Here is a 24,404-nt window from a genome sequence, read left to right as displayed (position 1 = left end):
TCCTCAAGCATCGTCGCGTACCTTTCGCCGACCGAAGCTCCTTCCCCAGCATCCTTTATGCCCGGACGCCCGCAATGCATCTCAAAGACCTGAAGAACAAAAAGCCGGCCGAGCTGGTCGCGATGGCCGAAGAACTCGGCATCGAGAGCGCCTCGACGCTGCGCAAGCAGGATTTGATGTTTGCGATCCTCAAGGTCCAGGCCGAAGAGGGTGAGCAGATCATGGGGCTGGGCACGATCGAAGTGCTGCCCGATGGTTTCGGTTTCCTGCGCAGCCCCGAAGCCAATTATCTGGCCGGCCCCGACGACATCTACATTTCGCCCAACCAGGTCCGCAAATTCGGCCTGCGCACCGGCGACACGGTCGAGGGCGAAATTCGCGGGCCCAAGGATGGCGAGCGCTATTTCGCGTTGGTCAAACTGACCGCGGTCAATTTCGATGATCCCGAGGCGGTGCGCCACCGCGTCAATTTCGACAACCTCACCCCGCTCTACCCCGATGAGAAGCTGACGCTCGATCCGTCGGACCCGACGATCAAAGACAAGTCGGCGCGGGTGATCGACATCATTTCGCCGCAGGGCAAGGGCCAGCGTACGCTGATCGTCGCGCCGCCACGCGTCGGCAAGACGGTGATGCTGCAGAACATCGCCAAGGCGATCACCGACAACCACCCCGAGGTGTTCCTGATCGTCCTGCTGATCGACGAACGCCCCGAGGAAGTCACCGACATGCAGCGCTCGGTCAAGGGCGAGGTGGTCAGCTCGACCTTCGACGAACCCGCCACGCGCCACGTCCAGGTCGCGGAGATGGTGATCGAAAAGGCCAAGCGCCTGGTCGAGCATAAGAAGGACGTGGTGATCCTGCTCGACTCGATTACGCGCCTCGGCCGCGCCTACAATACTGTCGTTCCCTCGTCGGGCAAGGTGCTGACCGGCGGTGTCGACGCCAACGCGCTGCAGCGTCCGAAGCGCTTCTTTGGTGCCGCGCGCAACATCGAGGAAGGCGGCTCGCTCTCGATCATCGCGACCGCGCTGATCGATACCGGCAGCCGCATGGACGAAGTGATCTTCGAGGAATTCAAGGGCACGGGTAACTCGGAAATCGTGCTCGACCGCAAGGTCGCCGACAAGCGCATCTTCCCGGCGCTCGACGTCGGCAAGTCGGGCACGCGCAAGGAAGAACTGTTGGTCGACCAGAGCAAGCTCTCCAAGATGTGGGTACTGCGCCGCATCCTGATGCAGATGGGCACGATCGATTCGATGGAATTCCTGCTCGACAAGATGAAGAATTCCAAGACCAACGAAGATTTCTTCGACAGCATGAACCAGTAAGCGATGTCAGTCCGTCGGCGGGGTGCCGTCGGACTCGCATCGGTTTGACCGACGGGCTAGGTCCGGTCGATGGCGTGGGGCTGTGCTCCATGCCGCTTGGTGAGGGCAGCCTATGTTCAACATCGCAGACGTTTTCACCGCTGCCGGCTTGGCGACGCTTGGCCAGGTGATCCTGATCGACCTGATCTTCTCCGGGGACAATGCGATGGTGCTGGGCACCCTCGCCGCCGGCCTCCCCGCCAAGCAGCGCAAGCAAGTGCTCGCGCTCGGGGTGGTGATGGCGATGGTGTGCCTGATCGGCTTTGCGCTGATTGCGACGCAACTTTTGCATGTCGTCGGTTTGCTCTTGGCGGGCGGGATCCTGCTGCTGTGGGTGGGGTGGAAACTCTATCGCGAAATCGGTGCGACGGCCGAAGCGGCCAGTGGTGGCCATACAGCCTCGAAGCATCCCAAGACATTCGCGCAAGCCGCCCTTCAAGTTGCCATCACCAATGTGTCGCTCAGCCTGGATAATGTCCTGGCCGTCGCGGGTGCCGCGCGCGAACATCCTGCGGTGCTGTTTTTTGGCCTGGCTTTGTCGGTGACGCTGATGGCGGTGGCGGCGAACTTCATCGCCCGCGTCATCGGGCGGTATCATTGGATCGCCTATATTGGCTTGGCCGTGATTCTCTTTGTCGCGGGCCGGATGATTTACGACGGCATCGTCGATCATGAAATCGGCGTGCTGCGGTTGCTCTTCTAAAGAAGCCGATCGCGCTGGTCGCGGCGTTCGAAATCGAGCAGCCAGCTTTTGGTCGCGGGCCCTGCTCCCGCAGAATAGGCACCGAGCGAACCGTCGGCATTCGTGACGCGGTGGCATGGCACGATGATCGGAAACGGGTTGCGCGCACAGGCCTGGCCGATCGCGCGCGGGCTCGACCCGATCTTTGCCGCAAGAGCGCCGTAGCTCAGCGTTTCCCCATAGCCGATCGCGATCATCGCATCGCGCAACATCTGGCCGCGTGGGGTACGCGCGACGACGAGCGGCAGATGGAAAGCGGTGCGCTCCCCGGCGAACCAGGCCTGGAGTTGATCGGCGGCGTCTCGCACGAGTGACGAAGTGCCCGATGTTGGATTCCCCGCAGCCGCCTCTATTTCGACCGAGGTTATTGCGACCTCGTCGCCATAAATCGTGACAACACCGACAGGCGTTGCGATCCGGGCTATATCGCGCGCATACATAGCCAGAGTATGCAGCGCGGCGCAGGCCCGCTCAAGCGGAGAAGCGCGATGAAGATCAATGTCGAAGTCGATTGTACACCCGAAGAGGCGCGCCGCTTCATGGGCCTGCCCGATCTTGCACCGGTCCACGAAAAATATGTCGCGATGCTGACCGACGCGATGGATGGCGTGGTCGCACCCGATCTGCTCGACAATATGGTGCGCAGCTGGATGCCGATGAGCGATGCCGGCATGGGGATGTGGCGCAAGATGTTTGAAAGCGCGACCAAGTAATCCAGCCGTGACCATGCGCGATACCATTTTTGCGACATCGAGCGGGGCACCGCCGGCCGCGATTGCAATTGTCCGGCTAAGCGGCCCGGAAGCCTTCGCGGTTGCGCAAGCGATCGCTGGACCATTGCCCTTGCCGCGCCGGGCAGCACTGCGCGCTCTTCACGATCCGCGAGACGGAACCTTGCTCGATCGTGCGCTGGTCCTGGTGTTCCCGGGGCCACGGACTGCGACTGGGGAGGATGTTGTCGAATTGCAGATCCATGGCGGGCGCGCCGTGGTGCTTGCGGTGGAGGTTGCTCTCGCCGCGCAGCCGGGCATGCGCCATGCCGAGGCGGGCGAGTTTACGCGCCGTGCTCTCGAGAATGGGGTGATCGACCTGACCGAGGCGGAGGGCCTGGGAGACTTGCTGTCCGCGCAAACCGAGACGCAGCGGCGCGCGGCGTTGCGCATCGCCGAAGGCGGCCTGCGCGCCAATGTCGATCGCTGGACTGACTGTTTGATTGAGATCGCTGCCAGGGTCGAAGCGCAGTTGGATTTCTCAGATGAGGACGATGTTACCACCGAAAGCAGCGCGGAGATTGGCACGGCGCTCGCGGCCACGGCGACGGAAATTGCCCGCTTGCTCGCCGCTCCTCCGGTTGAGCGGCTGTATGACGGGATCCGCGTTGTCATCGCGGGGCCGCCCAATAGCGGAAAGTCGACATTGCTCAACGCGCTCACCGGTCGTGAGGTCGCGATTGTCTCCGACATCTCCGGCACCACCCGCGACCGGATCGAGGTTCCGGTTGAGCGCGGTGGGATAGCCTATCTTCTGACCGATACCGCCGGGCTGACCAGCACGCCGGGTGATGTGATCGAGCGCATTGGGATTGAGCGCGCGGCAGCGGCGATTGCAAGTGCCGACGTGGTTTTGTGGCTTGGGGACGACGCGCCGAGTGATCGCCATCATCTGCGCGTGCATGCGCGTGCGGATCTGGCGGACCGGGCGATGGTACCGGCCAATTGCGCGATATCGTTGTCGGCGAAGACCGGGGATGGGCTTGAAGACCTGTGGACGATCATCGCGGAGAGAGCGCGCGCCGTATTGCCGCAGGAAGATATGCTCACGACCAATCGCCGACAACGGGCGCTGTTGGCGGCATGCCTTGGGCATCTTCAGGCGGCAGGCGTGGACGATTTTCTGATCATCGCCGAAGAGCTACGCGGTGCTCTCAAGGCGCTCGATGCCGTCGCCGGGCGAAGCGGAATCGAGAATGTGCTGGACGCGGTGTTTTCGCGCTTTTGCATCGGCAAATAATCAGACGTTCCACGTGGAACATGCGGCACCGCCTTTGACAGCGCGGGGCACAAGACCTAGCGACAGCGTATGAGCAAATTCGATGTGATCGTCGTCGGTGGCGGACACGCCGGCACCGAGGCTGCAGCGGCGGCTGCGCGCTGTGGCGCGCGCGTCGCTTTGATCAGTTTTGAGCCCGCCAAGATCGGCGCGATGTCGTGCAACCCGGCGATTGGAGGGCTCGGCAAAGGCCATTTGGTGCGTGAGGTTGACGCGTTTGATGGCCTGATCGCCCGCGCGGCCGATGCAGCCGGTATCCACTACCGCATGCTCAACCGCAGCAAAGGAGCAGCGGTGCAAGGCCCGCGAGTCCAGGCGGACCGGCGTCGCTACGCGGCTGCGATCCAATCCATGCTCAAGGCGCAGGAAGGGTTGGAAATCGTCGCCGGAGAGGTCGCGAGCTTGGTTAGGGCCGATCAGGGCACCATAACAGGCGTACGGCTCGCTGACGGGCGGGTCTTCGCGGCGGGCGCGGTTGTGCTCGCAACCGGGACGTTTCTCGGTGGGCGGATGTTTTGCGGTGAGCAGCGATCCGTTGGCGGGCGGATTGGCGAGGCCGCCGCTTCGATATTGGCGGAGCAGCTCCGCGCTGCACAGTTGCCAATGGCGCGCTTGAAGACGGGCACCCCTCCCCGCCTCGATGGACGAACCATCGATTGGGCGCGCCTCGCGCAGCAGCCCAGCGATACCGATCCGTGGACGATGTCGCCGATGTCGCGGGCTCGTCCCCTGCCCCAGCTCCATTGTGCGATTACGCGGACCACTACGGAAACCCACGCCATCATTCGCGGCGGGCTCGATCGCTCCCCCCTCTTTGGCGGCGACATTGCTGGTCAAGGGCCGCGCTATTGCCCCTCAATCGAGGACAAGATCCATCGCTTTGGCGACCGTGACGGCCACCAGATTTTCCTGGAGCCGGAGGGATTGGATGATGCGACGGTTTATCCCAACGGCATTTCCACCTCCCTCCCCGTTGATATTCAGGCGGCGATGATCGCCTCGATCCCCGGTCTGGAGCGGACGCGGATTGTCGCTCCCGGCTATGCGGTGGAATATGACCATATCGACCCTCGTGCGCTCTCCCCCACACTCGAAGTGCGCGCCATGCCGGGCTTGTTCTGTTGCGGCCAGATCAACGGCACGACCGGGTATGAGGAAGCTGCGGGCCAAGGTCTGATCGCTGGCCTTAATGCGGCCGCCCGGGCGCGCGGTACGGCTGCGATCATCCTCGATCGGGCGTCGAGCTATTTGGGCGTGATGGTCGACGATCTCGTTCTTCAAGGGATTACCGAGCCCTATCGGATGCTCACCGCGCGCGCCGAATATCGTTTGCGCTTGCGCGCGGACAATGCCGAGACCCGGCTGGGTCCGCTCGCGGCCGATATCGGGTGTCTGGGGCCGGACCGGTTGCGTCGGCTTGAGCAGCGGGCGCAGCAGCGCGTAACTGTGGAAACCCAACTCGCCGAGCCGGTATCGAGTGATCGCTTGATCGTCCGCGGGGCATTGCTCCCAGCGGATCCGCACGCCCGCACCGGGGATCAATGGCTGCGCGTGGCCGGGGTGGAGATTGCGATGGTGGTTCCCGAACTGGTGGACAGCATCGAACCCGCATTGCTGGCCGAGATCGCGGAAGACGCGCGCTACGCGCCCTATCTGCTACGCCAGGAAAGCGAGATTGTCGGCTTGCGCGCGCAGGACGATATCGCGATTCCCGCCACGCTCGACTTCGCGGCTATTCCGGGTCTTTCGACCGAGATGATTGAGCGTTTATCGAGCGCGCGGCCAGCAACGCTCGGCGCTGCAGGGCGGGTTCGCGGGATAACGCCGGCGGCGTTGACCGCGATCTTGTTGCATCTCCGGAGGAAAGCGGCGTGACCGAGGACGACGCGAAGGCGTGGGTGGCGGACCGCTTTGGCGCGGCGCGAGCGGCTGCGATGGCGTGTCTTGCAGACATTGTGCTGAACGAAACCCGCCAACAGAATCTGATCGCGCCCTCGACGATCGACGCGATATGGAGCCGCCATATCGTCGATTCGGCCCAATTGATTGGATTTGCTGACGGCGAGAATCACGGGCGGTGGATCGACATTGGTAGCGGTGCTGGGTTTCCAGGGCTTGTGGTCGCCGCGCTCACGGAGCGCGAAGTCTGGCTGGTCGAGCCGCGAAAGCGTCGCGCCGCCTTTCTGGCGGAGACCGCGATCCGGCTCGGGATTGCCGATCGGACCCATATCGTAAGCGATCGAATCGAAAAAGTACGCGAGAAGGCGAGCATTATTTCGGCGCGCGCGGTTGGGCCCTTGACCGAACTGTTCGCGTGGGCGAGGGATTGTTCGACCCCCAAGACGCGTTGGATTCTGCCCAAGGGGCGGTCCGCTCGCGACGAGGTGGCCACCGCCGAACAGGAATGGCATGGTGTGTTTCACGTGGAACATAGTCTTACCGATCCGGACTCGTTGATCGTTCTCGCATCAGGGGTGTCACGCCGATGAACGTCATTGCCGTAGCGAACCAAAAGGGTGGCGTGGGCAAGACCACCACCGCCATCAACCTCGGCACCGCCCTGGCAGCGACGGGACTGCGCGTGCTGTTGCTCGACCTCGATCCGCAAGGGAATGCCTCGACCGGGCTCGGCATTGCACGGGCTGACCGGCACCATTCCACCTACGATATTTTGCTGGGTGAAACGACGATCGAAGCTGCGGCATTGCCGACGATCGTCCCCAAGCTCGACATCGTTCCCGCTACCGTCGATCTGTCGGGTGCCGAAATTGAGCTGGTCGAATATGAAGAGCGGACGCATCGCTTGTCGCGAGCCCTGGCACGGTCCGATCATCGGTGGGACGTCGTGCTGATCGATTGCCCGCCCTCGCTCGGCTTGCTGACACTCAACGCGATGGTTGCCTCCAACTCGCTGCTGGTGCCGCTGCAATGCGAGTTTTTCGCTTTGGAAGGCCTTAGCCAATTGCTCAGCACGGTCGAGCGCATTCGCGAACGCTTCAATCCCGGCCTGTCGATCATGGGCGTGGCGCTGACGATGCACGATCGGCGCAACCGGCTGACCGACCAGGTCTCCAATGACGTTCGTGCGGTGCTGGGCGGGGTGGTGTTCGATACCGTGATCCCCCGCAATGTGCGCTTGTCCGAAGCGCCGAGCCATGGTCTGCCTGCGTTGATCTACGATTATCGCTGCCCGGGTTCGGAAGCGTATATCGCGCTGGCCCGCGAGTTGATCGCGCGGCTGCCCAATATCGAACCCCAACCTGCAAGGGCCGCATGACCGACTCGACCGCGCCGCAAAACGCTCCGCAGGCTCGTCCGAAGCCGCGCTCCGGCTTGGGCCGCGGGCTCAACGCGTTGATGGGCGATCTGGCCCGTGAAGAACCCGTTGGCGGCAGCAAGGAAACCTCGCCGGGGATTCGTTCGCTTCCGGTTGGATCGCTGACACCGCATCCGGGCCAGCCGCGGCGCCACTTTGACGAAGCCGCGCTTGAGGAACTGGCCCAGTCGATTGCGCAACGCGGCGTGCTGCAACCGATTGTGGTACGGCCACACGGCACGGGATATCAGATTGTCGCGGGCGAGCGGCGCTGGCGCGCGGCACAGCGCGCGCGGCTGCACGAAGTGCCCGTTATCGTGCGAGCGTTTGACGATACCGAGACGCTGGAAGTCGCGCTGGTCGAAAACATCCAGCGCCAGGATCTGAACGCAATCGAAGAAGCGGAAGCCTATCATCGGCTGATCGAAGACTTTGGCCACACGCAGGAAGCGCTGGGCAAGCTGGTCAACAAGTCGCGCAGCCATATCGCAAATCTGCTCCGACTGCTCGAACTGCCCTCCCCGATCCAGGAGCGCGTCGTCACCGGCACGCTGACCATGGGCCACGCGCGCGCGCTGATCGGGGCGGCTGATGTCGAGGCGCTTGCCGATCAGGTGGTCGCGCGGGGTCTGTCGGTGCGCGACACCGAGCGCCTGGCGCGCGCGGCGAAGCCAGCGCCGCGAAGCCATAGCAGCGATGGCGGCGGACGGGATCCTGATCTTGCCGCGCTTGAGCATCAGCTTGCGGATTTGCTCGGTCTGTCGGTGCGGGTGACCTATGGCGCGAAGGGCGGCACGCTCGTGCTGTCTTACTCCACGCTCGACCAGCTCGATATGGTCTGCCAGCGGCTCACCGGAGAACGCATTTAGCGCGGCTTATCCGCGCTGACGTGCCGCCATGCGCGCCACCGCGACCATGGCGGAATCGGCCAGCACCGCACCGGCATTTCCCGTCGCCATCGTCGCGCGCTCGGCGCGGCGGACGCGGTTGATCGCTTCGCTGATTTTCGGGGCTGACCAGATCTGCAGCGCCCGCGCGGTGGTTGCGCGTTCGCGAAAGAACACGCGTTCCATCACAGCATTGGCGCTCGCTCCCCCATCGATCTCGGCGCGTAGTTCGGCGAGTGTCATCAGCCGACGTACGAGTTGCCGCAGCAGCGGGATCGGCGAGACCCCCGCAACCCCCAAGCGGCTGAGCTCGTCCGCCAGGCGATCGGGGCCGCCGTCCACCGCAGCATCGATCGCGCGCGAAATTTCCGAATCCCCCAAATCGGCACCGATCGCATCGAGCGTCGCATCATCGACTTCGCGCGGGCGTTCGGGTGCCGCGTCGAGATACAAAGCGATCTTTTCAAGCTCGCGCGTCATCACAGCACGATCCCCGCCTGCGGCCAGCGCGATACGCGCGGCAGTGCCACCCGTGGTCCGCAGCCCTTGCTCCCGCGCGATGCTGGCCGCGATCTTGTCGGCTTCCCCCGCCTCGGGCACATAAAAGACGCAGGCCATGGCGCGCGGACTGGCGGTCGCCAGTTTTACCAGCGCCGACGACCCTTTTACCGATGGCGCGATCATCACCACCGGGTTCCCCGCGCGCTCGGCCGACAGCAACAGCGTGCAGGCTTCGACACAGTCCTCCCCTGCCCCCGCAATGCGGATATAGCGCGCGGTTCCGAACAGCGACATGGAGGCTGCTTCGTCGGCCAAACGACCGGGATTGCTCTTCAGGGCACCCGGTTCGAGATCGACACGCTCGGCATCGGGACCCATAATCCGGCCAAGCCGTGCGGCGACGTCGCGCGCGCCGGCCTCATCCGGGCCGTGCAAAAGATACAGGCGAATATCGGGGTTGGTCGCCACGGCATCGATGGCGCGGGTCAACTGATTGAGGTTGGCCTTCATGCGCGCGCCCCGCACATCGGATCAGGGCTTTTCAGGCGCTGTTCGCTGCACATAGGTGGCGACGCGTGCGACGATCTGGTCCGCGACAATCCCCGAAAGGCGCTCGAGCGCGGTATTCTCAGCCGCGATCGTGGCATATTCGGAATTGACCACGTCGATGCCGGCGTCCGAACCCGATGCCGCATCCAGCAGGACCGCGCCGTTGTTCAAATCGATCAGCTGATAGCGTGCCCGCAAGGTCCGCCGCTCGCGCGAGATACTGTCGTCGCGGCGCACGCCGAGCCCGACGATCTTGTCGTCGAGCTTGATCTCAAGCCGATAGCGCGGCGTGGCCGACGAATGCAGCCGATCCCGGAGTGCGTTGGCCATCAGCCACCCGGCCTTGCCTTCGATCGGCGCGACATCGACTTCGGCCAGCGTGGTGGCAACCGCCCCCGCGCTTCCGCCCGAGTAGAGCGGATGCAACCCGCATCCCGACAGAGCGAGGCTAACCGCAGCAAGGGCGAGGGCGCGCTTCATGCGACGATATTCACGAGACGGTCTGGCACGACGATCACCTTTCGCGGCGCTTTGCCGTCAAGGATGCGGACGATCTTTTCAGAGCCCAGCGCGGCGGCCTCAATCTCCTCGCGGGCCAGGCCCTTGGCCAGAACGAGCGTATCGCGCAGCTTGCCGTTGATTTGGACAGCGACGGTGACTTCGTCTTCGATCAACAAGGCCGCGTCGACGGTTGGCCACGGGGCATCGGCGATCAGGCCGGGCTTGCCTGCCACGGACCAGGCTTCCTCGGCCAGATGCGGGGCCATCGGCGCGATCAGCCGCATCAGCGTGTCGATCGCGGTGTCGCGCGACGCCGAGGGCTCGGCCCGTTCGATCGCGTTGACCAGCTCATACAGCTTGGCGACCGCCTTGTTGAAGGCGAGCGCTTCGATATCGAGGGCAATACCGGCGATCGTCTGGTGCAGCTTGCGCTCGAGTGCGATGTTGTCGGTTCCGGCCGCAAGCCCGCTGCGTTCGCCATCGAACAACCGCCACAGGCGCTGGATAAAGCGCCATGACCCCTCAATCCCGGATTCGCTCCACGGCAAATCCCGCTCAGGCGGTGAATCCGACAGCATGAACCAGCGCGTGGCGTCGGCCCCATATTGGTCGACAATGCCGGTCGGATCGACGGTGTTCTTCTTCGATTTCGACATCTTCTCGACGCGACCGACCGTCACGGCTTCGCCGGTCAAGCGCTCGACATAGCCGTCGCCGCGTTTCTCGATGTCATCGAGCGACAGCCAGCGCTGCTTGAGGATCGAATCGACGCCGTCGCTGCCAAGTTCGGTAATTTGGCGGCTATAGGTTTCATGCGTCACCATGCCCTGAGTGAACAGCCCGGCGAACGGCTCGGCAATGTCCAGCATGCCGATATGCCGCAGCGCGCGCGTCCAGAAGCGGGCATAGAGCAGATGCAGGATCGCATGCTCGACCCCGCCAATATATTGCGCGACCGGCAGCCATTGCTCGGCGACCGTGCGATCGAACGGCTTGTCCTTGGGCTGGCTGGCGAAGCGGATGAAATACCAGGACGAATCGACGAAGGTGTCGAGCGTGTCGGTCTCGCGCCGCGCCGCCGCACCGCACGCGGGACAGGCCACGTGCTTCCACGTCGGGTGGCGATCGAGCGGATTGCCGGGAATGTCGAAGGTCACGTCTTCGGGCAGGATCACCGGCAACTGGTCCTTGGGCACCGGCACCGCACCACAGGCGTCGCAGTGAATGATCGGGATCGGCGTGCCCCAATAGCGCTGGCGGCTGACGCCCCAGTCGCGCAGGCGGAACACGGTCGAGCCGGTTCCCCAGCCCTCCCCCTCAGCCCGCTGGATCACCGCGCGCTTGGCATCCTCAATGTCCATACCGTCGAGGAAGTGGGAATTCACCAGCGTGCCCGGCCCGGTATAAGCGGTGTCGCCGACGAAGGTGGGATCGGTCTCATCGCCATCGGACACGACTCGGCGGACTGGCAGATGGTATTTGCGCGCAAAGTCCATGTCGCGCTGATCGTGCGCGGGAACGCCGAATACGGCCCCTGTCCCATAGTCCATCAGCACGAAATTGGCGATGTAGACGGGCAGTTGGATCGTCGGGTCGAACGGGTGAGCCGCCGTCAGCCCGGTGTCGAAGCCGAGCTTTTCCTGCGTCTCCAGTTCCGCCGCAGTCGTCCCGCCGCGTTTGCACAAGGCGATGAAGTCGGTGGCGGCCGAATCGCGCTCAGCCAGCGCCTGTGCGATCGGATGGTCGGCGGCGACAGCGACAAAGCTCGCGCCGAAGATCGTGTCGGGGCGCGTGGTGAAGACCTCGACCGTACCGCCATCGGACAGCGCAAAGCGGAATTGCAGCCCCTGGCTGCGACCGATCCAGTTTTCCTGCATCAGCCGGACCTTGTCGGGCCAATGTTCGAGGCCGCCCAGTCCTTCGAGCAGTTCGTCGGCGAAATCGGTGATCTTGAGGAACCACTGCGACAGCTTGCGCCGTTCGACCAACGCACCCGAGCGCCAGCCGCGTCCGTCGATGACTTGTTCGTTGGCGAGCACGGTCATGTCGACCGGGTCCCAATTGACCGAGCTTTCCTTCCGGTAAACCAGGCCGTGCGCGAACAGGTCCAGGAACAGCGCTTGTTCGTGCCCGTAATAGTCCGGCTCGCACGTCGCCAGTTCGCGCGTCCAGTCGAGCGCGAAGCCCAGCCGTTTGAGCTGTGCCTTCATCGTCGCGATATTGTCGCGCGTCCAGCCGCCCGGGTGCACGCCCTTTTCCATCGCGGCATTTTCGGCCGGCATGCCGAAGGCGTCCCACCCCATCGGGTGAAGCACTTCCATGCCTGTCATCCGGCGGTAGCGCGCCAGCACATCGCCCATCGTATAGTTGCGGACGTGGCCCATATGGATCCGCCCCGAAGGGTACGGAAACATTTCAAGAACATAGGAGCGCGGTTTGGGAGAATCGTCGCGTGCGGCGAAGGTGCGGGCGTCGTCCCACACCCTCTGCCATGCCGCGTCCGCCTTCAGCGCGTTGAAGCGTGACGCCATGAGGGGCTGGATCCTACTGGGCTACGGCAGCGCGACGCAGGTCACGCGCCTTGGTCAGGATGATATCCTCCAGCTTCTGCACCGTGGAGGCTTCGACCGGGGCCGCAACCCACTGCCCGCCTTGATTGACCTGGCGCAGCGCCGCGACGCGGAGGCCATCGGCGCGAAGATCCTGGTCGAGGATCGTGACGGTGACCTTGATCCGCTCGGCGGGGGCTGCCGGATTGATGTACCAATCGGTCACGATCACGCCGCCGTTGGAATCGGTCTGCAGCAGCGGCATGAAGCTCAGCGTATCGAGGCTGGCGCGCCACAGATAGGCGTTGACGCCGATCGTGGTCACTTTCGAAGCGGCGAGATCGGCGCTTTGCGGCCGGGCACGCTTATGGGCGCAGGCCCCCAGCGACAAAGAGGCGGCAAGAGCGAACGAAACCACGATCGCGGTGCGTGGGCGGCGGGTCATCGGCGGTTCCTGAACAAAACTGGGTGTTGGGGGACGTCGGTATCTATAGAATGTCTCGCGCGTGCCGCAAGCGACACGTCCAGCGCCGCCGGGGGAGCCGTGCTGTGTGTCCTTCGTGACACTCTCTCGAGAAATTGAGTCAAGATAGTGGCGGTACGCAATTGAATCGTGATAGGCGCGTTGTCACATGACGGTGCCAAACAGGCGCTGGAAGAGGGGCCTTGCGTGTTTTCTGCTCGTTGGATGTCCGGGATTGCTACGGGGGCGCTTGTCGCCCTCGGCATCGCTGTGGCTCCCGCAGTTGGCGCAAGCGACATGCCCGGCGTACGCCCTGCACCCAAGCATAACGCTTTGGCAGTGCGGGGGATCGGTTCCTTTACGCCAGCCTCGGCGGATCCAAGGCTCGCCGCTTTGTTCGCCCGTGGCGGGCTGGACACGAGCGGCTTTCGCTTCACCCCGTCGGATGGCCGACGCGATGGATCGCATGCGGTGACGGTTGCGATTCGGGCGCGGTCGGCGCGCGGAACGACGGTGGTCGATCGCAGCGCACCTGTCCCCGCCGCAACAGTCAATCTTACGCCAATTGCCTATAATCTCGGCGTCGCCGTTGGCTGGAAACGCTTCGCGCTTTCGGGCGATGTGTCGAAGGTCGATCTGGCGGGGCTGCCGGGTGGCCGTGAGTCGGCTGAAGTCGGGGTCAGCTATACCGGCAATCGTTTCACCGGTCGCGTAAAGGCCGGGGCGGATCGTCCGCTTGCGGGCACGCCCAAGCTGACCGAAGATGCACCGGCCTATTCGATCGACGTTGGTGGTTCCTATTCGCTGACTCGCCGTCTCGATGTGACTGCGGGCGTTCGGTATAAAGATGAGCGCGAGCGCCTGATCACCCAGCCGAACACCGATAGCGGCCGTCGTGACAGCCAGGCTGTGTATATCGGAACGGCCTTCCGCTTCTAAACTCTGCCGGGGCGAAGGGGCGTGAGCCCGTCAATCGCCGCCCAACCAACAAAGCCAAGCTGTTTCAGGCCCCGGAATCGCCGGACCGTGACGCCGCCCAGCGCGATCGCGGGAAGGCCAACCGCGCGCGAGATCTGCGCCGCACGCACCGGCCCGAGCGCGCGGGCACCCGGATGGGTGCGCGTCGGGTAGACCGGCGATACCAAAATGGCATGGGCTCCGGCCCGCCGCGCTGCCATCCCTTCGCGCACCGAATGCGCCGCGCCCAAATGGACCGGCTGCCGATTGGCTCCAGCGCGCACCAGCACCAGGCCACGCCGCCGCGCGATGGTCGCGATGCGGTTGAACGTCGCGATCCGCGCTGCCTCGGGGGTGGCGAAATGACGGAAGACGACGCCACTGCCGCGCGGCAGCGCCGCAAGCGCCGCCCATAACGCCTCGCCCATCCGCTCGTCGGTCATCAACCACAGCTTGGGCAGTGCGCGTTCGCTTATGGGGTGACGAAGGGCCATGTCGCCGCCTATAGCGCCGGCAATGGCCATCGACGACCCCACCGCACCCGCGCAAGCGCTCGCTTCCGTTAAGACGACGATCGCCCGCGCCGCCGCGCTTGCCGACCGTAAACCCGATGCGGTGACGCTGATCGCAATTTCAAAAACCAAATCCGCCGCAGAGATTGCGCCCTTGCTAGCCGCAGGACAGCGCGTTTTTGGCGAAAATCGCGTGCAGGAAGCGCAGGACAAATGGCCTGCGCTACGCGCGGCGTTCCCGGACATCGCGCTGCACCTGGTTGGGCAGTTGCAGTCGAACAAGGCCGAGGATGCGGTCGCCTTGTTCGACGCGATCCATTCGGTCGACCGCCCTTCCCTCATCACCGCGCTCGCCCGCGCGGTGGAGCGGCAGGGTCGCCGCCCAACCTGCTTTCTCCAGGTCAATATCGGGGACGAAGCGCAAAAGGGTGGTTGCGCGATCGACCAGCTCCCGGCCCTGCTCGAGGCGGCGCGCGCGGCGGATTTGCCGATCGGCGGGCTGATGGCGGTGCCGCCGGCCGACACCGAGGCTGCGCCCTATTTCGGGTTGCTGGCCAAGCTCGCGCGCGACCACGGCCTTGACGGTCTCAGCATGGGCATGTCGGGGGATTATGAGACGGCGGTGATGCTGGGCGCGACGCATGTTCGCATTGGCAGCGCCTTGTTTGGAGCGCGTGCATGACCTTCGATGGCATTATTTTCGACTTTGACGGTGTCCTGATCGAAAGCGAAGCGGTCGGCAATCGCCAGATCGCGGCCTATCTGACGAGCATCGGCCATCCTACGACGCCTGAGGATTCCTTTGCCAATTTCATGGGGTTGTCGGGTGCGTCCTTCATCGGCGCGGTCGAAAACTGGATCGGCCGGTCGCTGCCGGAAGACTTTCACGCAGCGCGCCGAATCGAGGATCAACGCGCGATGCATGAGGGCGTTGATGCAGTCGAGGGTGCGGTCAAGTTCGTGCTTGGCCTGCCCGACGCCTTGCCCAAGGCGATCGCCTCGTCGAGCACGACCGCCTGGATCACGCGGCACCTCGAGCATATCGGTCTGCGCGACGTGTTTGGCGACCGGATCTTTTCGGGCAAGGAGCATGTCACCCGTGGCAAGCCTGCGCCCGATATCTATCTCCACGCCGCCCAGGCGCTCGGTATCGACATTGCGCGGGCGGTGATCGTCGAGGATTCGCCCGTCGGCGCGACCGGTGCCGTGGCTTCGGGGGCGCATGTCATCGGGTTTGTCGGTGCGACGCATTGTGGCCCCGATCACGCCGCCAAATTGCGCTCGATCGGCGTCCATGATGTGGCCGAGACCTTCGATGAAATCGCGGCGCTGATCGCCTAAAATTGGTGGCCGGTGCGGTCGCGCTTGGTCGCCAGATAGCGTTCGTTATGCGGGTTGGCGGGCAGGATGTGCGGCACGCGCTCGACCACCGCGATTCCGGCGGCCTCGAGTTGCGCGACCTTTTGCGGGTTGTTGGTCAGCAACCGCACTGACCGTTGGCCTAGCAAGTCGAGCATCCGCGCTGCCACCGCGAAATTGCGCGAATCGACGGCAAAGCCCAGCCGCGTATTGGCATCGACGGTATCGAACCCCTGATCCTGCAGCGCATAGGCGCGCAATTTGTTGATCAGGCCAATCCCGCGCCCTTCCTGGCGCAGATACAGGATCATGCCCCAGCCACTCGCCGCGACGGCATCGATCGCGGCATGGAGTTGTGGCCCGCAATCGCATTTCAGGCTGCCAAGCATGTCGCCGGTCAGGCATTCGCTATGCAGCCGCACGAGCGGGGGGCGACCATCGGGCTTGCCAATCAACAGCGCGATATGTTCGCCGGGCATTTCGGGTGTCCGAAAGGCGACGATCTCGGCGTCCTCGGCACCGACGACGGGCAGATGCGCGCGCGTCGCGATCGTCAGGCGTGCGGCATTTTCATGGGCGTCGATGTCGCCCGGTGTAAGCACCAGCGCCGCCGATTCGCCCGGCAATACGAAGAAGGCGGGTAGCATCCCGGCGATGCGGGCGAGGCGCAGCGCCGCCGCGCCCGCATCGCGCTCGACCAGACAGTGCGCGCGGAACGGACCCTTCATGGGGACTTGAAGGTCAAATTGCGGGTCGGCCAGCGCGGTCGCGGTCGCGAAATCGAGCCAGGGCGCGCGTTCGATCAGCACGGGCGAATCGGGCGCGGCGGCGTCGCGCTGATTGGCGAGCGTCAGGGTCGCTGCGCGTCCGGCGGACAGCAACAGGCTTGCCGCTCCACCGGGGTCAAAGGCGGCCAGCCGAGCAGGGTCGGCGGTTTCGATCGGCAGCAGCGCCAAGGTGCCGTCCTGCCCGGCCAGCGCAATCGGCCAGCCCCGCCGCAGGGCATCGATGGCAAGCGCGGTCTTGTGCGGATCGTTCAAATGTCGAACTCGGTCATAATCGGAACATGGTCCGACGGTTTCAGCCAGCTACGGCACTCTTCATACACATGGTGCCGCCGGGCCTTCGCGGCAACATCGGCGGTGGCCCACATATGGTCGAGCCGCCGCCCGCGATCGTTGACGGTCCAATCGGCCGAGCGATAGCTCCACCAGGTGTGGAGCCGCGCCGGTGCCGGGAAGAAGTGCCGCCCCAGATCGACCCAGCTGTTCGACGCCTTGAGCCGGTCGAGCGCAGCAACCTCGATCGGCGTATGGCTGACGACGTTCAGCAATTGCTTGTGGCTCCACACATCCGCCTCAAGCGGCGCGATGTTGAGATCGCCAACCAGCAGCGTCGGCACCGCAAGCGATTCGGACCAGCGCGTCATCCGTTCCAGAAAATCGAGCTTCTGGCCGAATTTGGGATTGGCCTCGCGATCCGGCACGTCGCCGCCGGCCGGGACATAGACATTTTCGATCCGCATGCCCGAGTCGAGCCGCACCCCGACATGGCGCGCTTCGCGGTTCGCCTGCCAGTCGAAGCGGTCGTCCTCGACCAGTGGCACTTTCGAGAGAATCGCGACCCCGTGGTGCATCCGCTGCCCGTGCAGCACGATATGGCGATAGCCGAGCGCGCGGAACGCCGCAGTCGGAAAGTCCTGATCGATCACCTTGGTTTCCTGCAGGCACAGGATGTCGGGGGCGGATTCGCGCAGGAACTTCTCGACGATTTCGATGCGGAACCGCACCGAGTTGATGTTCCACGAAACAATCTTGAGCGAAGCGGTCATCATCCTGCTCTAGCGAGGCGCGGCAGGCCACGCCAGCCGCCATCCCCCGGCATGGAAAGGCCCTCGCTCCGGGGGCATGGAGCGAGGGCCGACCTAGCGTTCGTCACGCAGGCGGGAAGCGAAGGTTCGGGTAACAGGGGGAAATCCCGAACGTCCTCATCCGCAAAACCGTCTTTATGCGCCGCAACCTGTCGCCAATATGAATGAAAGCTATTTTTTGCCGGTCGGGCGCACCGGATCGCGCCATTGGAAGGCATTGTCGGCGACGGGCGCGTTGAAACGCTGGTTCGACAGCCGGATCGTCGTGCGATTGTTCTGCGAATCGAGCGCAACCCACCCCTGCAGCATCAGCCCGCCCGGTGCCGTCGCGTTGCGCGCGAACACCAGGCTGATCCGGCCATATTCGGGATGCTTCGGGTCCGCCGCATCGACGGCGATTACATTGGGATTGTCGGTCGCGACGACGGTGGCGATCTTGCTCATGTCGCGCGAGGGATCGAGCAGGATGCCGAGCGGGGAACCGGCGATCGGCCAGCGCTGCTTCTGTGCGACCGAATAATCGAGAAACCACAACGACTTGCCGTCGCTGACGATCAGGATCGGCACGCCCTTTTCATATTGAAAGCGGATTTTGCCCGGCTTTTTCAGCGTCAGCACGCCGGTCAGCAGTTTGCCCGATCGGTCGGTCTGGGTGAAGGTCGCGGTCATGCTTTCGACGGCGCGCAAATGGTTTTGCACATGGGCCAAGTCGTTGACCGGGGCGGCCGCCACCAGAGCGGGAAGGGCGAGCAAGGCCAAAGCAGGTTTGAACTGGTTGAACACACATATCTCCTGACCGGGCGACCTAAAGCGCGACCGGCTTGAACCCGCTCTGAACACGCGCCTTAGACGGGATTGCCATCGCGGTCGCGCAGCACTTCGCGGCGGCCGACATGATCGGGGCGACCGACGATATTGTCTTTCTCCATCCGCTCGATCAGCCGTGCGGCGCTGTTATAGCCAACGCGCAGCTGGCGCTGCAGCCACGAGGTGGAGGCCTTCTGGCTTTCCACCACCAGCTGGATCGCCGCGCGATATTGCTGATCCTCGGCCGAATCCTCGCCAATCGGCGCACCGTCGAGCGCAAAGCCGTCCTCCGGCTCCTCGGTTACGGCATTATTATAGTCGGGCCGCCCTTGCGCGCGCCAGTGATCGGCAACCGCGCGGACTTCGTCATCGGACACGAACGGCCCGTGCACGCGGACGATGCCCTTGCCGCCGGGCATATACAGCATGTCGCCCTTGCCCAGCAGCTGCTCGGCCCCTTGCTCGCCCAAAATGGTGCGCGAATCGATTTTGGAGGTGACGTGGAAGCTGATCCGCGTCGGCAAATTGGCCTTGATCACGCCGGTGATGACGTCGACCGATGGGCGCTGCGTCGCCATGATCAAGTGAATGCCCGCCGCGCGCGCCTTTTGCGCCAGGCGCTGGATCAGGAATTCGACTTCCTTGCCCGCCGTCATCATCAAATCGGCAAGCTCGTCGACGATCACCACGATCTGCGGCAGCACCTGATAATCGAGCGTCTCTTCCTCATAGATCGGCGCGCCGGTGACGGGTTCATAGCCGGTCTGCACCTTGCGCCCGAGCGGCTGGCCCTTGGCCTTGGCCGCGCGGACCTTGTCGTTGAAGCTGGCGAGGCTGCGCACGCCGAGCGAGGACATTTGTCGGTAGCGGTCCTCCATTTGCTCGACCGTCCATTTGAGCGCGCGCACCGCCTTGGCCGGGTCGGTCACCACCGGGGCATAGAGGTGGGGAATGTCCTCATACATGCTCAGTTCGAGCATCTTGGGATCGATCATGATCATCCGGCACTCTTCGGGCTTGAGCCGATAGAGCAGCGACAGGATCATGCAGTTGAGCCCGACCGACTTGCCCGAGCCCGTGGTGCCCGCGACCAGCAAATGCGGCATCGGGGCGAGATCGGCGATAACGGGATCGCCCGCGATATTCTTGCCCAGCACCAGCGACAGCGCGCCCGGTTGATCGTCGAGCGAATCGATGAGTTCGCGCAAGCCCACCGTCTCCCGCCGCGCATTGGGCAGCTCGATGCCGATGACGGTGCGGCCCGGAATGGTCGCGACGCGCGCCGACACCGCCGACATGTTGCGCGCGATATCGTCCGCCAACTGGATCACGCGGCTGGCCTTGATGCCTGCCGCCGGTTCCAGTTCGTACATCGTCACCACCGGGCCCGGTCGCACATTGATGATCGATCCCTTGACGTGGAAGTCGCTCAGCACCGTCTCCAGCAGCCGCGCATTGCGGTCGAGCGCGACCTTGTCGATTGGCCCGCCAACCGAGGGTGGGGTCGGCTTGAGCAGATCGACCGAGGGCAAATGCGATTTGTCGCCGAAATCGAGCGAAGTCTGCTTTTCGCGCGGTTTGGCGGTGGTGACCGGCGTCATTTGCCGTTCCGAGATCACCGGTCCGGGTCGAACGTCGGGCGTCGCCACCGCGCGTGGCATTGGCAGCTTGCGCGGCGATTCGGGCACGAATCGTTCGGGTTCGATTTCGGCGGTCGCGCGCCGGTCGGTCAGCCGCTTCGGCGCGCGCGGTGCGCGCACGGGTCGTTCGGCCATGTCGATGGTGAAGCTATAGGCCCATAGCGCGACCCCGGCGAGGCCGATGATCGCAGCGGCACCGCGCGTCGTCCACAGCACTGCCGCGCTATTGCCGATCAGCGCGATTGCCGCGCGGAGCAGGTCCGACACGGCAAGACCGATAACCCCGCCCCACCCGGCCGGCAACCACGCCACCGCCGCGCCCGATACCAGCGCGAACGCGGTGCCGAGCAATCCGATGCCGCCCAACGCGCTGAGCAGCATCCGCTGCCAGCGTCCGACCGGCACGTCGCGCCACAATCGCAGCGCGATCAGCAACACCGTCGGCAGCACCAGCGCGATTCCCGGACCCAACAGCCAGAATGCCGCGTCGGCGACCACCGCCCCGCCCCGCCCGAGCCAGTTGCGCGCCGGACCAGCCGACGCCGTGTTGAGCGAGGGATCGCTGGCATGGTAACTCGCCAGCGCGACCACGATCAGCGCGACCAGCGCGACCAGTGTGATCGCGGCGATCAACGCGCCGCTGCGCACCGCGCCGGCCCGGACGGTTTCACGCCACAACGGTGGCTGCGCGCGGCTCGCCATGCTTTCCAAATCCCAAATGTTCGCTGTCTGTCCCGTGGAATCATCGCGCGCGCGGGGCGTGGCGTCAAGGCTGGAGCGGTTGGCGAAGCCGTTGGCACGCCCCGGTCGAAGCGCTACAGCAAGCTATGAACCAAGCAGACGTCATCATTCTCGGCGGCGGGCTCGTCGGCAGCGCGCTCGCCGTGGCGCTCGACCGGCACGGGCTCAGCGCCATCGTCATCGACATTGCCGATCCCGAGGTGATCCTCGCCGCCGGCTTTGACGGCCGCGCTTCGGCGATTGCCGGTGCGCCGTGGCGGATGCTCGGCGCGATCGGGGTGGCCGATCGTCTTGCCGCATTCGCCTGCCCGATTGCGGGGATCCGCGTGAGCGATGGACTGGAGCCTGGTGCGCTCGATTTCGAGCCCGATGCGGGCGAGGACGCGCTTGGCCATATGGTCGAGAATCGACGGTTGCGCGCGGCTTTGTTCGAAGCGGCATCGGCGGCCCCGCTGGTCGACGTGCGGATGAAAACGCGCGCGGTCGCGGTCGATCGCGGTGAACACGGCGTCACCGTCACGCTCGATTCGGGCGCGGTCATCACCGCGCCGTTGCTGATCGCGGCGGAAGGCCGCAATTCGCCGACGCGCGAGGCAGCGGGTCTGCGGGTCGCGCGCTGGAGCTATGACAATGCCGCGATCGTCACGTCGCTGCACCATGAACACCCCCATGAAAACATCGCCTTCGAGATCTTCTATCCCGACGGTCCGTTCGCCATCCTTCCGCTCAACGATGACGATCAGGGCCACCGCTCGTGCATCGTGTGGTCGGTCACGCGCGATCAGGCACCGGGGATGATGAAGCTGTCCGATCGCGGCTGGCTGGCCGAGGCGGACAAGCGCATCGGTGGCTTTCTCGGCAAGCTCGGTCCGCTCGGCAACCGGATGAGCTATCCGCTCGGCTTTCACCATGCAGCCAAGATCGTGTCGAACCGGCTGGCGCTGGTCGGCGATGCCGCGCACGGGATCCATCCGATCGCGGGCCAGGGCGTCAATGTCGGGTTCCGCGACGTGGCGACGCTGGTCGAAGTGCTGGTCGAGGGCAAGCGCACCGGGCTCGATCTCGGCGATCCGCAAGTGTTAGAGCGTTATGATCGCTGGCGCAGCCTCGACACCTTCATGGTGGCGGCGGCAACCGACGGGTTAACGCGGTTGTTCGGCGTGCCGGGCAAAACCGCCAATGCGGTGCGGCGCTTCGGCCTGTCGGCGGTGCAGCACATGCCGCCGCTGAAGCGCCGCTTCATCGCCGAAGCGCGCGGCGAGAGCGGCGACGTGCCGAAGTTGCTCCAGGGGATGACGGTTTAGTTTCAGGCGGCAGCGCACGCTCGTGCGTTGATTGGGTTCGCGCGGAGGCGCGGAGGACGCGGAGAGAACGCTCTTCTCGGCAGATCTCTGCCACCCCATACCGTTCCTTGGCTCAGGCTCTCGCGGGGGTAGCGTTAGGCAAGCGACGCGCACCCTCTCTGCGTCCTCCGCGCGAACACACATCCACCGATACCCCGCAGCGCGACGATCAGTTGCGCACATCCCCGGCACCGGTCGGCGGCGCACTGGCGGTAGCTGCGATACGCTCGCTTTCGCTGCCAATCCGCCGCTGGGTATCGATATGGACCACCGCTGCCGCCTTTTTCGGGTCGAACAGCGTCGCGAAGAACATCCCGATCATCATCGCAGCACCGCCGATGCGGCCTTTGCGCCTGGCCTTGCTCATTGCGCGTGCCCCTATTGCAGCGTCACCGATTCCTCACCGTCATGCCGCCCGAAAAACTGCATAAGCTGGATGATCAATTCGGCGCGATTCTCGATACTGCCCGCTTCGAGCAACCCCTGCTTTGCCGCCACATCGAAGGGCGCGATCTGCGCGATGCCGTTGACGAGCGATTCGTCGTCGAGCCGCGTCACTGCGTCCCAATCGACCGCATAGCCCTGCGCATCGGCAAAAGCGCGCGATTCGCTCTCCAGCGCAGAGCGGCGCGAGAGCGACAGTATTTCGGGGGTGGCGGGGCCAGCGATCAGCTCGGCCTCGACCTGGCGGAACGCGGTTGCCACGTCCAGTTCGCGCACGATGCGGAACAGCGACAGCCCTTCGAGGATGAGGTTGTAGCGGCCGTCCTCGCTCGCCTCGAACTCGGCGATCTTGCCGACGCAACCAATGTCGAACAAAGCGGGCTTGTCGGCGCGACCGCCGGCACCCGCGGGAAGATTGGGGCGCGGCTGCACCATGCCGATTCGGCGGTCGCGCGCCATCGCGTCGGAAATCATCGCGCGGTAGCGCGGCTCAAAGATGTGCAGCGGCAAATGCATCCTCGGGAAGAGCAACGCCCCTGCCAGCGGGAAGATCGAGAGCCGCGTCGTCGTCACCCGAACAGGATCGCGGACAGCTTGCGCCGCTGCGCCGACACCCAGGGATCTTCCAACCCGACGACTTCGAACAGCTTGAGCAACTGCGTCCGCGCGGCCCCTTCGTTCCAACTGCGATCATCGGCAATCATCGCCAGCAGCGTTGCCGCAGCCCCATCGCGGTCGCCCGCCGCCATCTGACCACCGGCCAGGGCGAAGCGCTTGTCGAAATCCTGCGGATTGGCGGCGACTTCGGCGGCAAGCCCGGCCAGATCGTCAACCGGCCTGGCCTCGCGCGCCAGCGCCAGCGCACTGCGCGCGCGCTCAATCTCGGGCAGCTTGGCAATCTCTTCGGGCAGCGCCGCGATCGCCGCTTCGGCGGCATCGGTCTGCTTGTCGGCGACCAGCGCGCGAACCATGCCCGACAGGACGGCGGGATGCTCGGGGGCCATTTCGGCCAGCTGCGCGAACACACTGACGGCGCGCGCCGCGTCGCCCTCGACCAGCACTTGCTCGCCCATCGCGATCAGTGGTTCGAGCTCGGCTTCCAGGCTCGCCTCGGGGCTTTCGATCGGCAGCTGCTTCAGGATCTGGTCGAGCATCGTGCGCAACTGAGTTTCGCTGCGCGCAGGCGTCAGGTCCGCGACCAATTGCCCCTGGAACATGGCATAGACGGTCGGGATCGACTTGATCTGGAATTGCGCGGCGATGAACTGGTTCTTGTCGGTGTCGATCTTGGCCAGCACCACGCCCTTGTCGGCATAAGCGGCGGCGACCTTTTCGAGCAGCGGCGTCAGCGCTTTGCATGGCCCGCACCATTCCGCCCAGAAATCGATGATCACCAATTTGGTCATCGACGGTTCGACGACGTCGCGGCGGAAGCTCTCCACGGCGTCGCGTTCGGCGCTGCTCATACCCAGGGTAGCCAAGTGTCGCTCCAATCCAGTGTGCCCGGCCTTATGTGGTTGCTCGGGCCGCGAAGCCAACCCTTTTCGCACGATCGGGGCAGCGAATGCACTTTGCTGCGATAAGGGGGTTGCCGAGCGTGAATGTCGCTGTTAGAGCCCGCCGCCTTACCTGCCCAGTCAGCGACGGATTGGGCCGTAACGCCAGAGCGGGCGTAGCTCAGGGGTAGAGCACAACCTTGCCAAGGTTGGGGTCGAGGGTTCGAATCCCTTCGCCCGCTCCAGCGATTTCCTTCCTCGGAAATCTTAGACGACGGTGCCATCGCGGCGGTGGCACGCGCTGCGTG

Annotated in this window: 25 protein-coding genes and 1 tRNA gene; 13 read left to right on the top strand and 13 right to left on the bottom strand. The window is 64.6% G+C overall.

The window, feature by feature from the left end:
- The first annotated feature begins 74 nt into the window (after window positions 1-74).
- Both rho and ON00_RS11635 read left to right on the top strand, forming a co-directional pair.
- A complete protein-coding gene (rho, locus tag ON00_RS11640; protein WP_010405952.1) occupies window positions 75-1,331 on the top strand; it encodes a transcription termination factor Rho in 1,257 nt (418 codons plus the stop codon).
- Window positions 1,332-1,443: 112 nt separating this feature from the next.
- The gene (locus ON00_RS11635; protein ID WP_010405951.1) at window positions 1,444-2,073 is read left to right on the top strand and encodes a YjbE family putative metal transport protein; all 630 of its coding nucleotides are present in this window, start codon (window positions 1,444-1,446) and stop codon (window positions 2,071-2,073) included.
- Here the strand turns inward: ON00_RS11635 and ON00_RS11630 are convergent.
- Window positions 2,070-2,420, bottom strand: coding sequence for a methylated-DNA--[protein]-cysteine S-methyltransferase (locus tag ON00_RS11630; RefSeq protein WP_245535570.1), 351 nt, complete (start codon window positions 2,418-2,420; stop codon window positions 2,070-2,072). The genes ON00_RS11635 and ON00_RS11630 overlap by 4 nt on opposite strands.
- Window positions 2,421-2,600: 180 nt before the next feature.
- Here ON00_RS11630 and ON00_RS11625 point away from each other — a divergent pair, with 180 nt between their 5' ends.
- The 6 genes from ON00_RS11625 to ON00_RS11600 all read left to right on the top strand — a co-directional run bounded on the left by ON00_RS11625 (window position 2,601) and on the right by ON00_RS11600 (window position 8,346).
- Window positions 2,601-2,825, top strand: a complete 225-nt coding sequence (locus ON00_RS11625) for a DUF6489 family protein (protein ID WP_010405948.1) — start codon at window positions 2,601-2,603, stop codon at window positions 2,823-2,825.
- Window positions 2,826-2,838: 13 nt separating this feature from the next.
- On the top strand, window positions 2,839-4,122 hold the full coding sequence (mnmE, locus tag ON00_RS11620) for a tRNA uridine-5-carboxymethylaminomethyl(34) synthesis GTPase MnmE (protein WP_029622751.1): 1,284 nt from the start codon (window positions 2,839-2,841) through the stop codon (window positions 4,120-4,122).
- A 69-nt stretch (window positions 4,123-4,191) separates the two neighbouring features.
- The gene (gene mnmG, locus ON00_RS11615) at window positions 4,192-6,036 is read left to right on the top strand and encodes a tRNA uridine-5-carboxymethylaminomethyl(34) synthesis enzyme MnmG (RefSeq protein WP_010405946.1); all 1,845 of its coding nucleotides are present in this window, start codon (window positions 4,192-4,194) and stop codon (window positions 6,034-6,036) included.
- Entirely contained in the window at window positions 6,033-6,650 is a 618-nt protein-coding gene (rsmG, locus tag ON00_RS11610; protein ID WP_010405945.1) for a 16S rRNA (guanine(527)-N(7))-methyltransferase RsmG, read from the top strand. Before mnmG ends, rsmG begins: the two co-directional genes overlap by 4 nt.
- Entirely contained in the window at window positions 6,647-7,438 is a 792-nt protein-coding gene (locus ON00_RS11605; RefSeq protein ID WP_010405944.1) for a ParA family protein, read from the top strand. The genes rsmG and ON00_RS11605 overlap by 4 nt, the downstream gene beginning before the upstream one ends.
- Window positions 7,435-8,346, top strand: a complete 912-nt coding sequence (locus ON00_RS11600) for a ParB/RepB/Spo0J family partition protein (protein ID WP_010405943.1) — start codon at window positions 7,435-7,437, stop codon at window positions 8,344-8,346. Before ON00_RS11605 ends, ON00_RS11600 begins: the two co-directional genes overlap by 4 nt.
- A gap of 6 nt (window positions 8,347-8,352) precedes the next feature.
- Here the strand turns inward: ON00_RS11600 and ON00_RS11595 are convergent, their stop codons facing one another.
- From ON00_RS11595 to ON00_RS11580, 4 genes are read right to left on the bottom strand one after another with little or no spacing between them, the layout of a single operon-like run.
- Entirely contained in the window at window positions 8,353-9,375 is a 1,023-nt protein-coding gene (locus ON00_RS11595) for a DNA polymerase III subunit delta (protein WP_029622750.1), read from the bottom strand.
- 21 nt (window positions 9,376-9,396) lie between these two features.
- A complete protein-coding gene (gene lptE / locus ON00_RS11590) occupies window positions 9,397-9,894 on the bottom strand; it encodes an LPS assembly lipoprotein LptE (protein WP_010405941.1) in 498 nt (165 codons plus the stop codon).
- On the bottom strand, window positions 9,891-12,446 hold the full coding sequence (leuS, locus tag ON00_RS11585) for a leucine--tRNA ligase (RefSeq protein ID WP_010405940.1): 2,556 nt from the start codon (window positions 12,444-12,446) through the stop codon (window positions 9,891-9,893). Before leuS ends, lptE begins: the two co-directional genes overlap by 4 nt.
- Window positions 12,447-12,459: 13 nt before the next feature.
- The gene (locus tag ON00_RS11580) at window positions 12,460-12,909 is read right to left on the bottom strand and encodes a DUF3576 domain-containing protein (RefSeq protein ID WP_010405938.1); all 450 of its coding nucleotides are present in this window, start codon (window positions 12,907-12,909) and stop codon (window positions 12,460-12,462) included.
- Between the two features lie 243 nt (window positions 12,910-13,152).
- On the opposite strand from ON00_RS11580, the gene ON00_RS11575 reads away from it, so the two are divergent.
- Entirely contained in the window at window positions 13,153-13,866 is a 714-nt protein-coding gene (locus ON00_RS11575; protein ID WP_029622748.1) for a porin, read from the top strand.
- Here ON00_RS11575 and ON00_RS11570 read toward each other — a convergent pair.
- Window positions 13,863-14,378 carry a thiamine phosphate synthase gene (locus ON00_RS11570; protein ID WP_029622747.1) on the bottom strand — a complete coding sequence of 172 codons (516 nt, stop codon included), beginning with the start codon at window positions 14,376-14,378 and terminating at the stop codon, window positions 13,863-13,865. The two genes, ON00_RS11575 and ON00_RS11570, sit on opposite strands and share 4 nt — an antisense overlap.
- 22 nt (window positions 14,379-14,400) lie before the next feature.
- On the opposite strand from ON00_RS11570, the gene ON00_RS11565 reads away from it, so the two are divergent.
- Window positions 14,401-15,078, top strand: a complete 678-nt coding sequence (locus tag ON00_RS11565) for a YggS family pyridoxal phosphate-dependent enzyme (protein WP_010405934.1) — start codon at window positions 14,401-14,403, stop codon at window positions 15,076-15,078.
- A complete protein-coding gene (locus ON00_RS11560) occupies window positions 15,075-15,737 on the top strand; it encodes an HAD family hydrolase (protein WP_010405932.1) in 663 nt (220 codons plus the stop codon). Before ON00_RS11565 ends, ON00_RS11560 begins: the two co-directional genes overlap by 4 nt.
- Here ON00_RS11560 and ribA read toward each other — a convergent pair.
- The 4 genes from ribA to ON00_RS11540 form a co-directional block, all read right to left on the bottom strand.
- Window positions 15,734-16,795, bottom strand: coding sequence for a GTP cyclohydrolase II (ribA, locus tag ON00_RS11555; protein ID WP_010405931.1), 1,062 nt, complete (start codon window positions 16,793-16,795; stop codon window positions 15,734-15,736). The two genes, ON00_RS11560 and ribA, sit on opposite strands and share 4 nt — an antisense overlap.
- Window positions 16,792-17,586, bottom strand: coding sequence for an exodeoxyribonuclease III (locus ON00_RS11550; protein WP_010405929.1), 795 nt, complete (start codon window positions 17,584-17,586; stop codon window positions 16,792-16,794). Before ON00_RS11550 ends, ribA begins: the two co-directional genes overlap by 4 nt.
- 210 nt (window positions 17,587-17,796) lie before the next feature.
- Window positions 17,797-18,408 carry a LolA family protein gene (locus ON00_RS11545; RefSeq protein ID WP_010405927.1) on the bottom strand — a complete coding sequence of 204 codons (612 nt, stop codon included), beginning with the start codon at window positions 18,406-18,408 and terminating at the stop codon, window positions 17,797-17,799.
- A gap of 62 nt (window positions 18,409-18,470) precedes the next feature.
- Window positions 18,471-20,774: a DNA translocase FtsK gene (locus ON00_RS11540; protein ID WP_010405925.1), complete on the bottom strand. Its 2,304-nt coding sequence runs from the start codon at window positions 20,772-20,774 to the stop codon at window positions 18,471-18,473.
- A gap of 125 nt (window positions 20,775-20,899) precedes the next feature.
- On the opposite strand from ON00_RS11540, the gene ON00_RS11535 reads away from it, so the two are divergent.
- Window positions 20,900-22,117, top strand: a complete 1,218-nt coding sequence (locus tag ON00_RS11535; RefSeq protein WP_010405924.1) for a UbiH/UbiF/VisC/COQ6 family ubiquinone biosynthesis hydroxylase — start codon at window positions 20,900-20,902, stop codon at window positions 22,115-22,117.
- 208 nt (window positions 22,118-22,325) lie between these two features.
- Here the strand turns inward: ON00_RS11535 and ON00_RS11530 are convergent, their stop codons facing one another.
- From ON00_RS11530 to ON00_RS11520, 3 genes are read right to left on the bottom strand one after another with little or no spacing between them, the layout of a single operon-like run.
- Window positions 22,326-22,523, bottom strand: coding sequence for a hypothetical protein (locus tag ON00_RS11530; protein WP_010405923.1), 198 nt, complete (start codon window positions 22,521-22,523; stop codon window positions 22,326-22,328).
- Between the two features lie 11 nt (window positions 22,524-22,534).
- Window positions 22,535-23,173 carry an LON peptidase substrate-binding domain-containing protein gene (locus ON00_RS11525; protein ID WP_010405921.1) on the bottom strand — a complete coding sequence of 213 codons (639 nt, stop codon included), beginning with the start codon at window positions 23,171-23,173 and terminating at the stop codon, window positions 22,535-22,537.
- Window positions 23,170-24,066 (bottom strand): tetratricopeptide repeat protein, encoded by an 897-nt coding sequence (locus tag ON00_RS11520; RefSeq protein WP_010405919.1) that lies wholly within the window; start codon window positions 24,064-24,066, stop codon window positions 23,170-23,172. Before ON00_RS11520 ends, ON00_RS11525 begins: the two co-directional genes overlap by 4 nt.
- Window positions 24,067-24,266: 200 nt before the next feature.
- Between ON00_RS11520 and ON00_RS11515 the strand changes: the two genes are divergently transcribed.
- Window positions 24,267-24,341 (top strand) — tRNA-Gly (locus tag ON00_RS11515).
- Window positions 24,342-24,404: the final 63 nt, after the last annotated feature.

The organism is Sphingomonas echinoides ATCC 14820, assembly GCF_000241465.1.
Classification (GTDB): Bacteria; Pseudomonadota; Alphaproteobacteria; order Sphingomonadales; family Sphingomonadaceae; genus Sphingomonas; species Sphingomonas echinoides.
The sequence above is the reverse complement of the archived record's forward strand: the minus strand, read 5'-3'. Positions and strand labels throughout refer to the sequence as shown.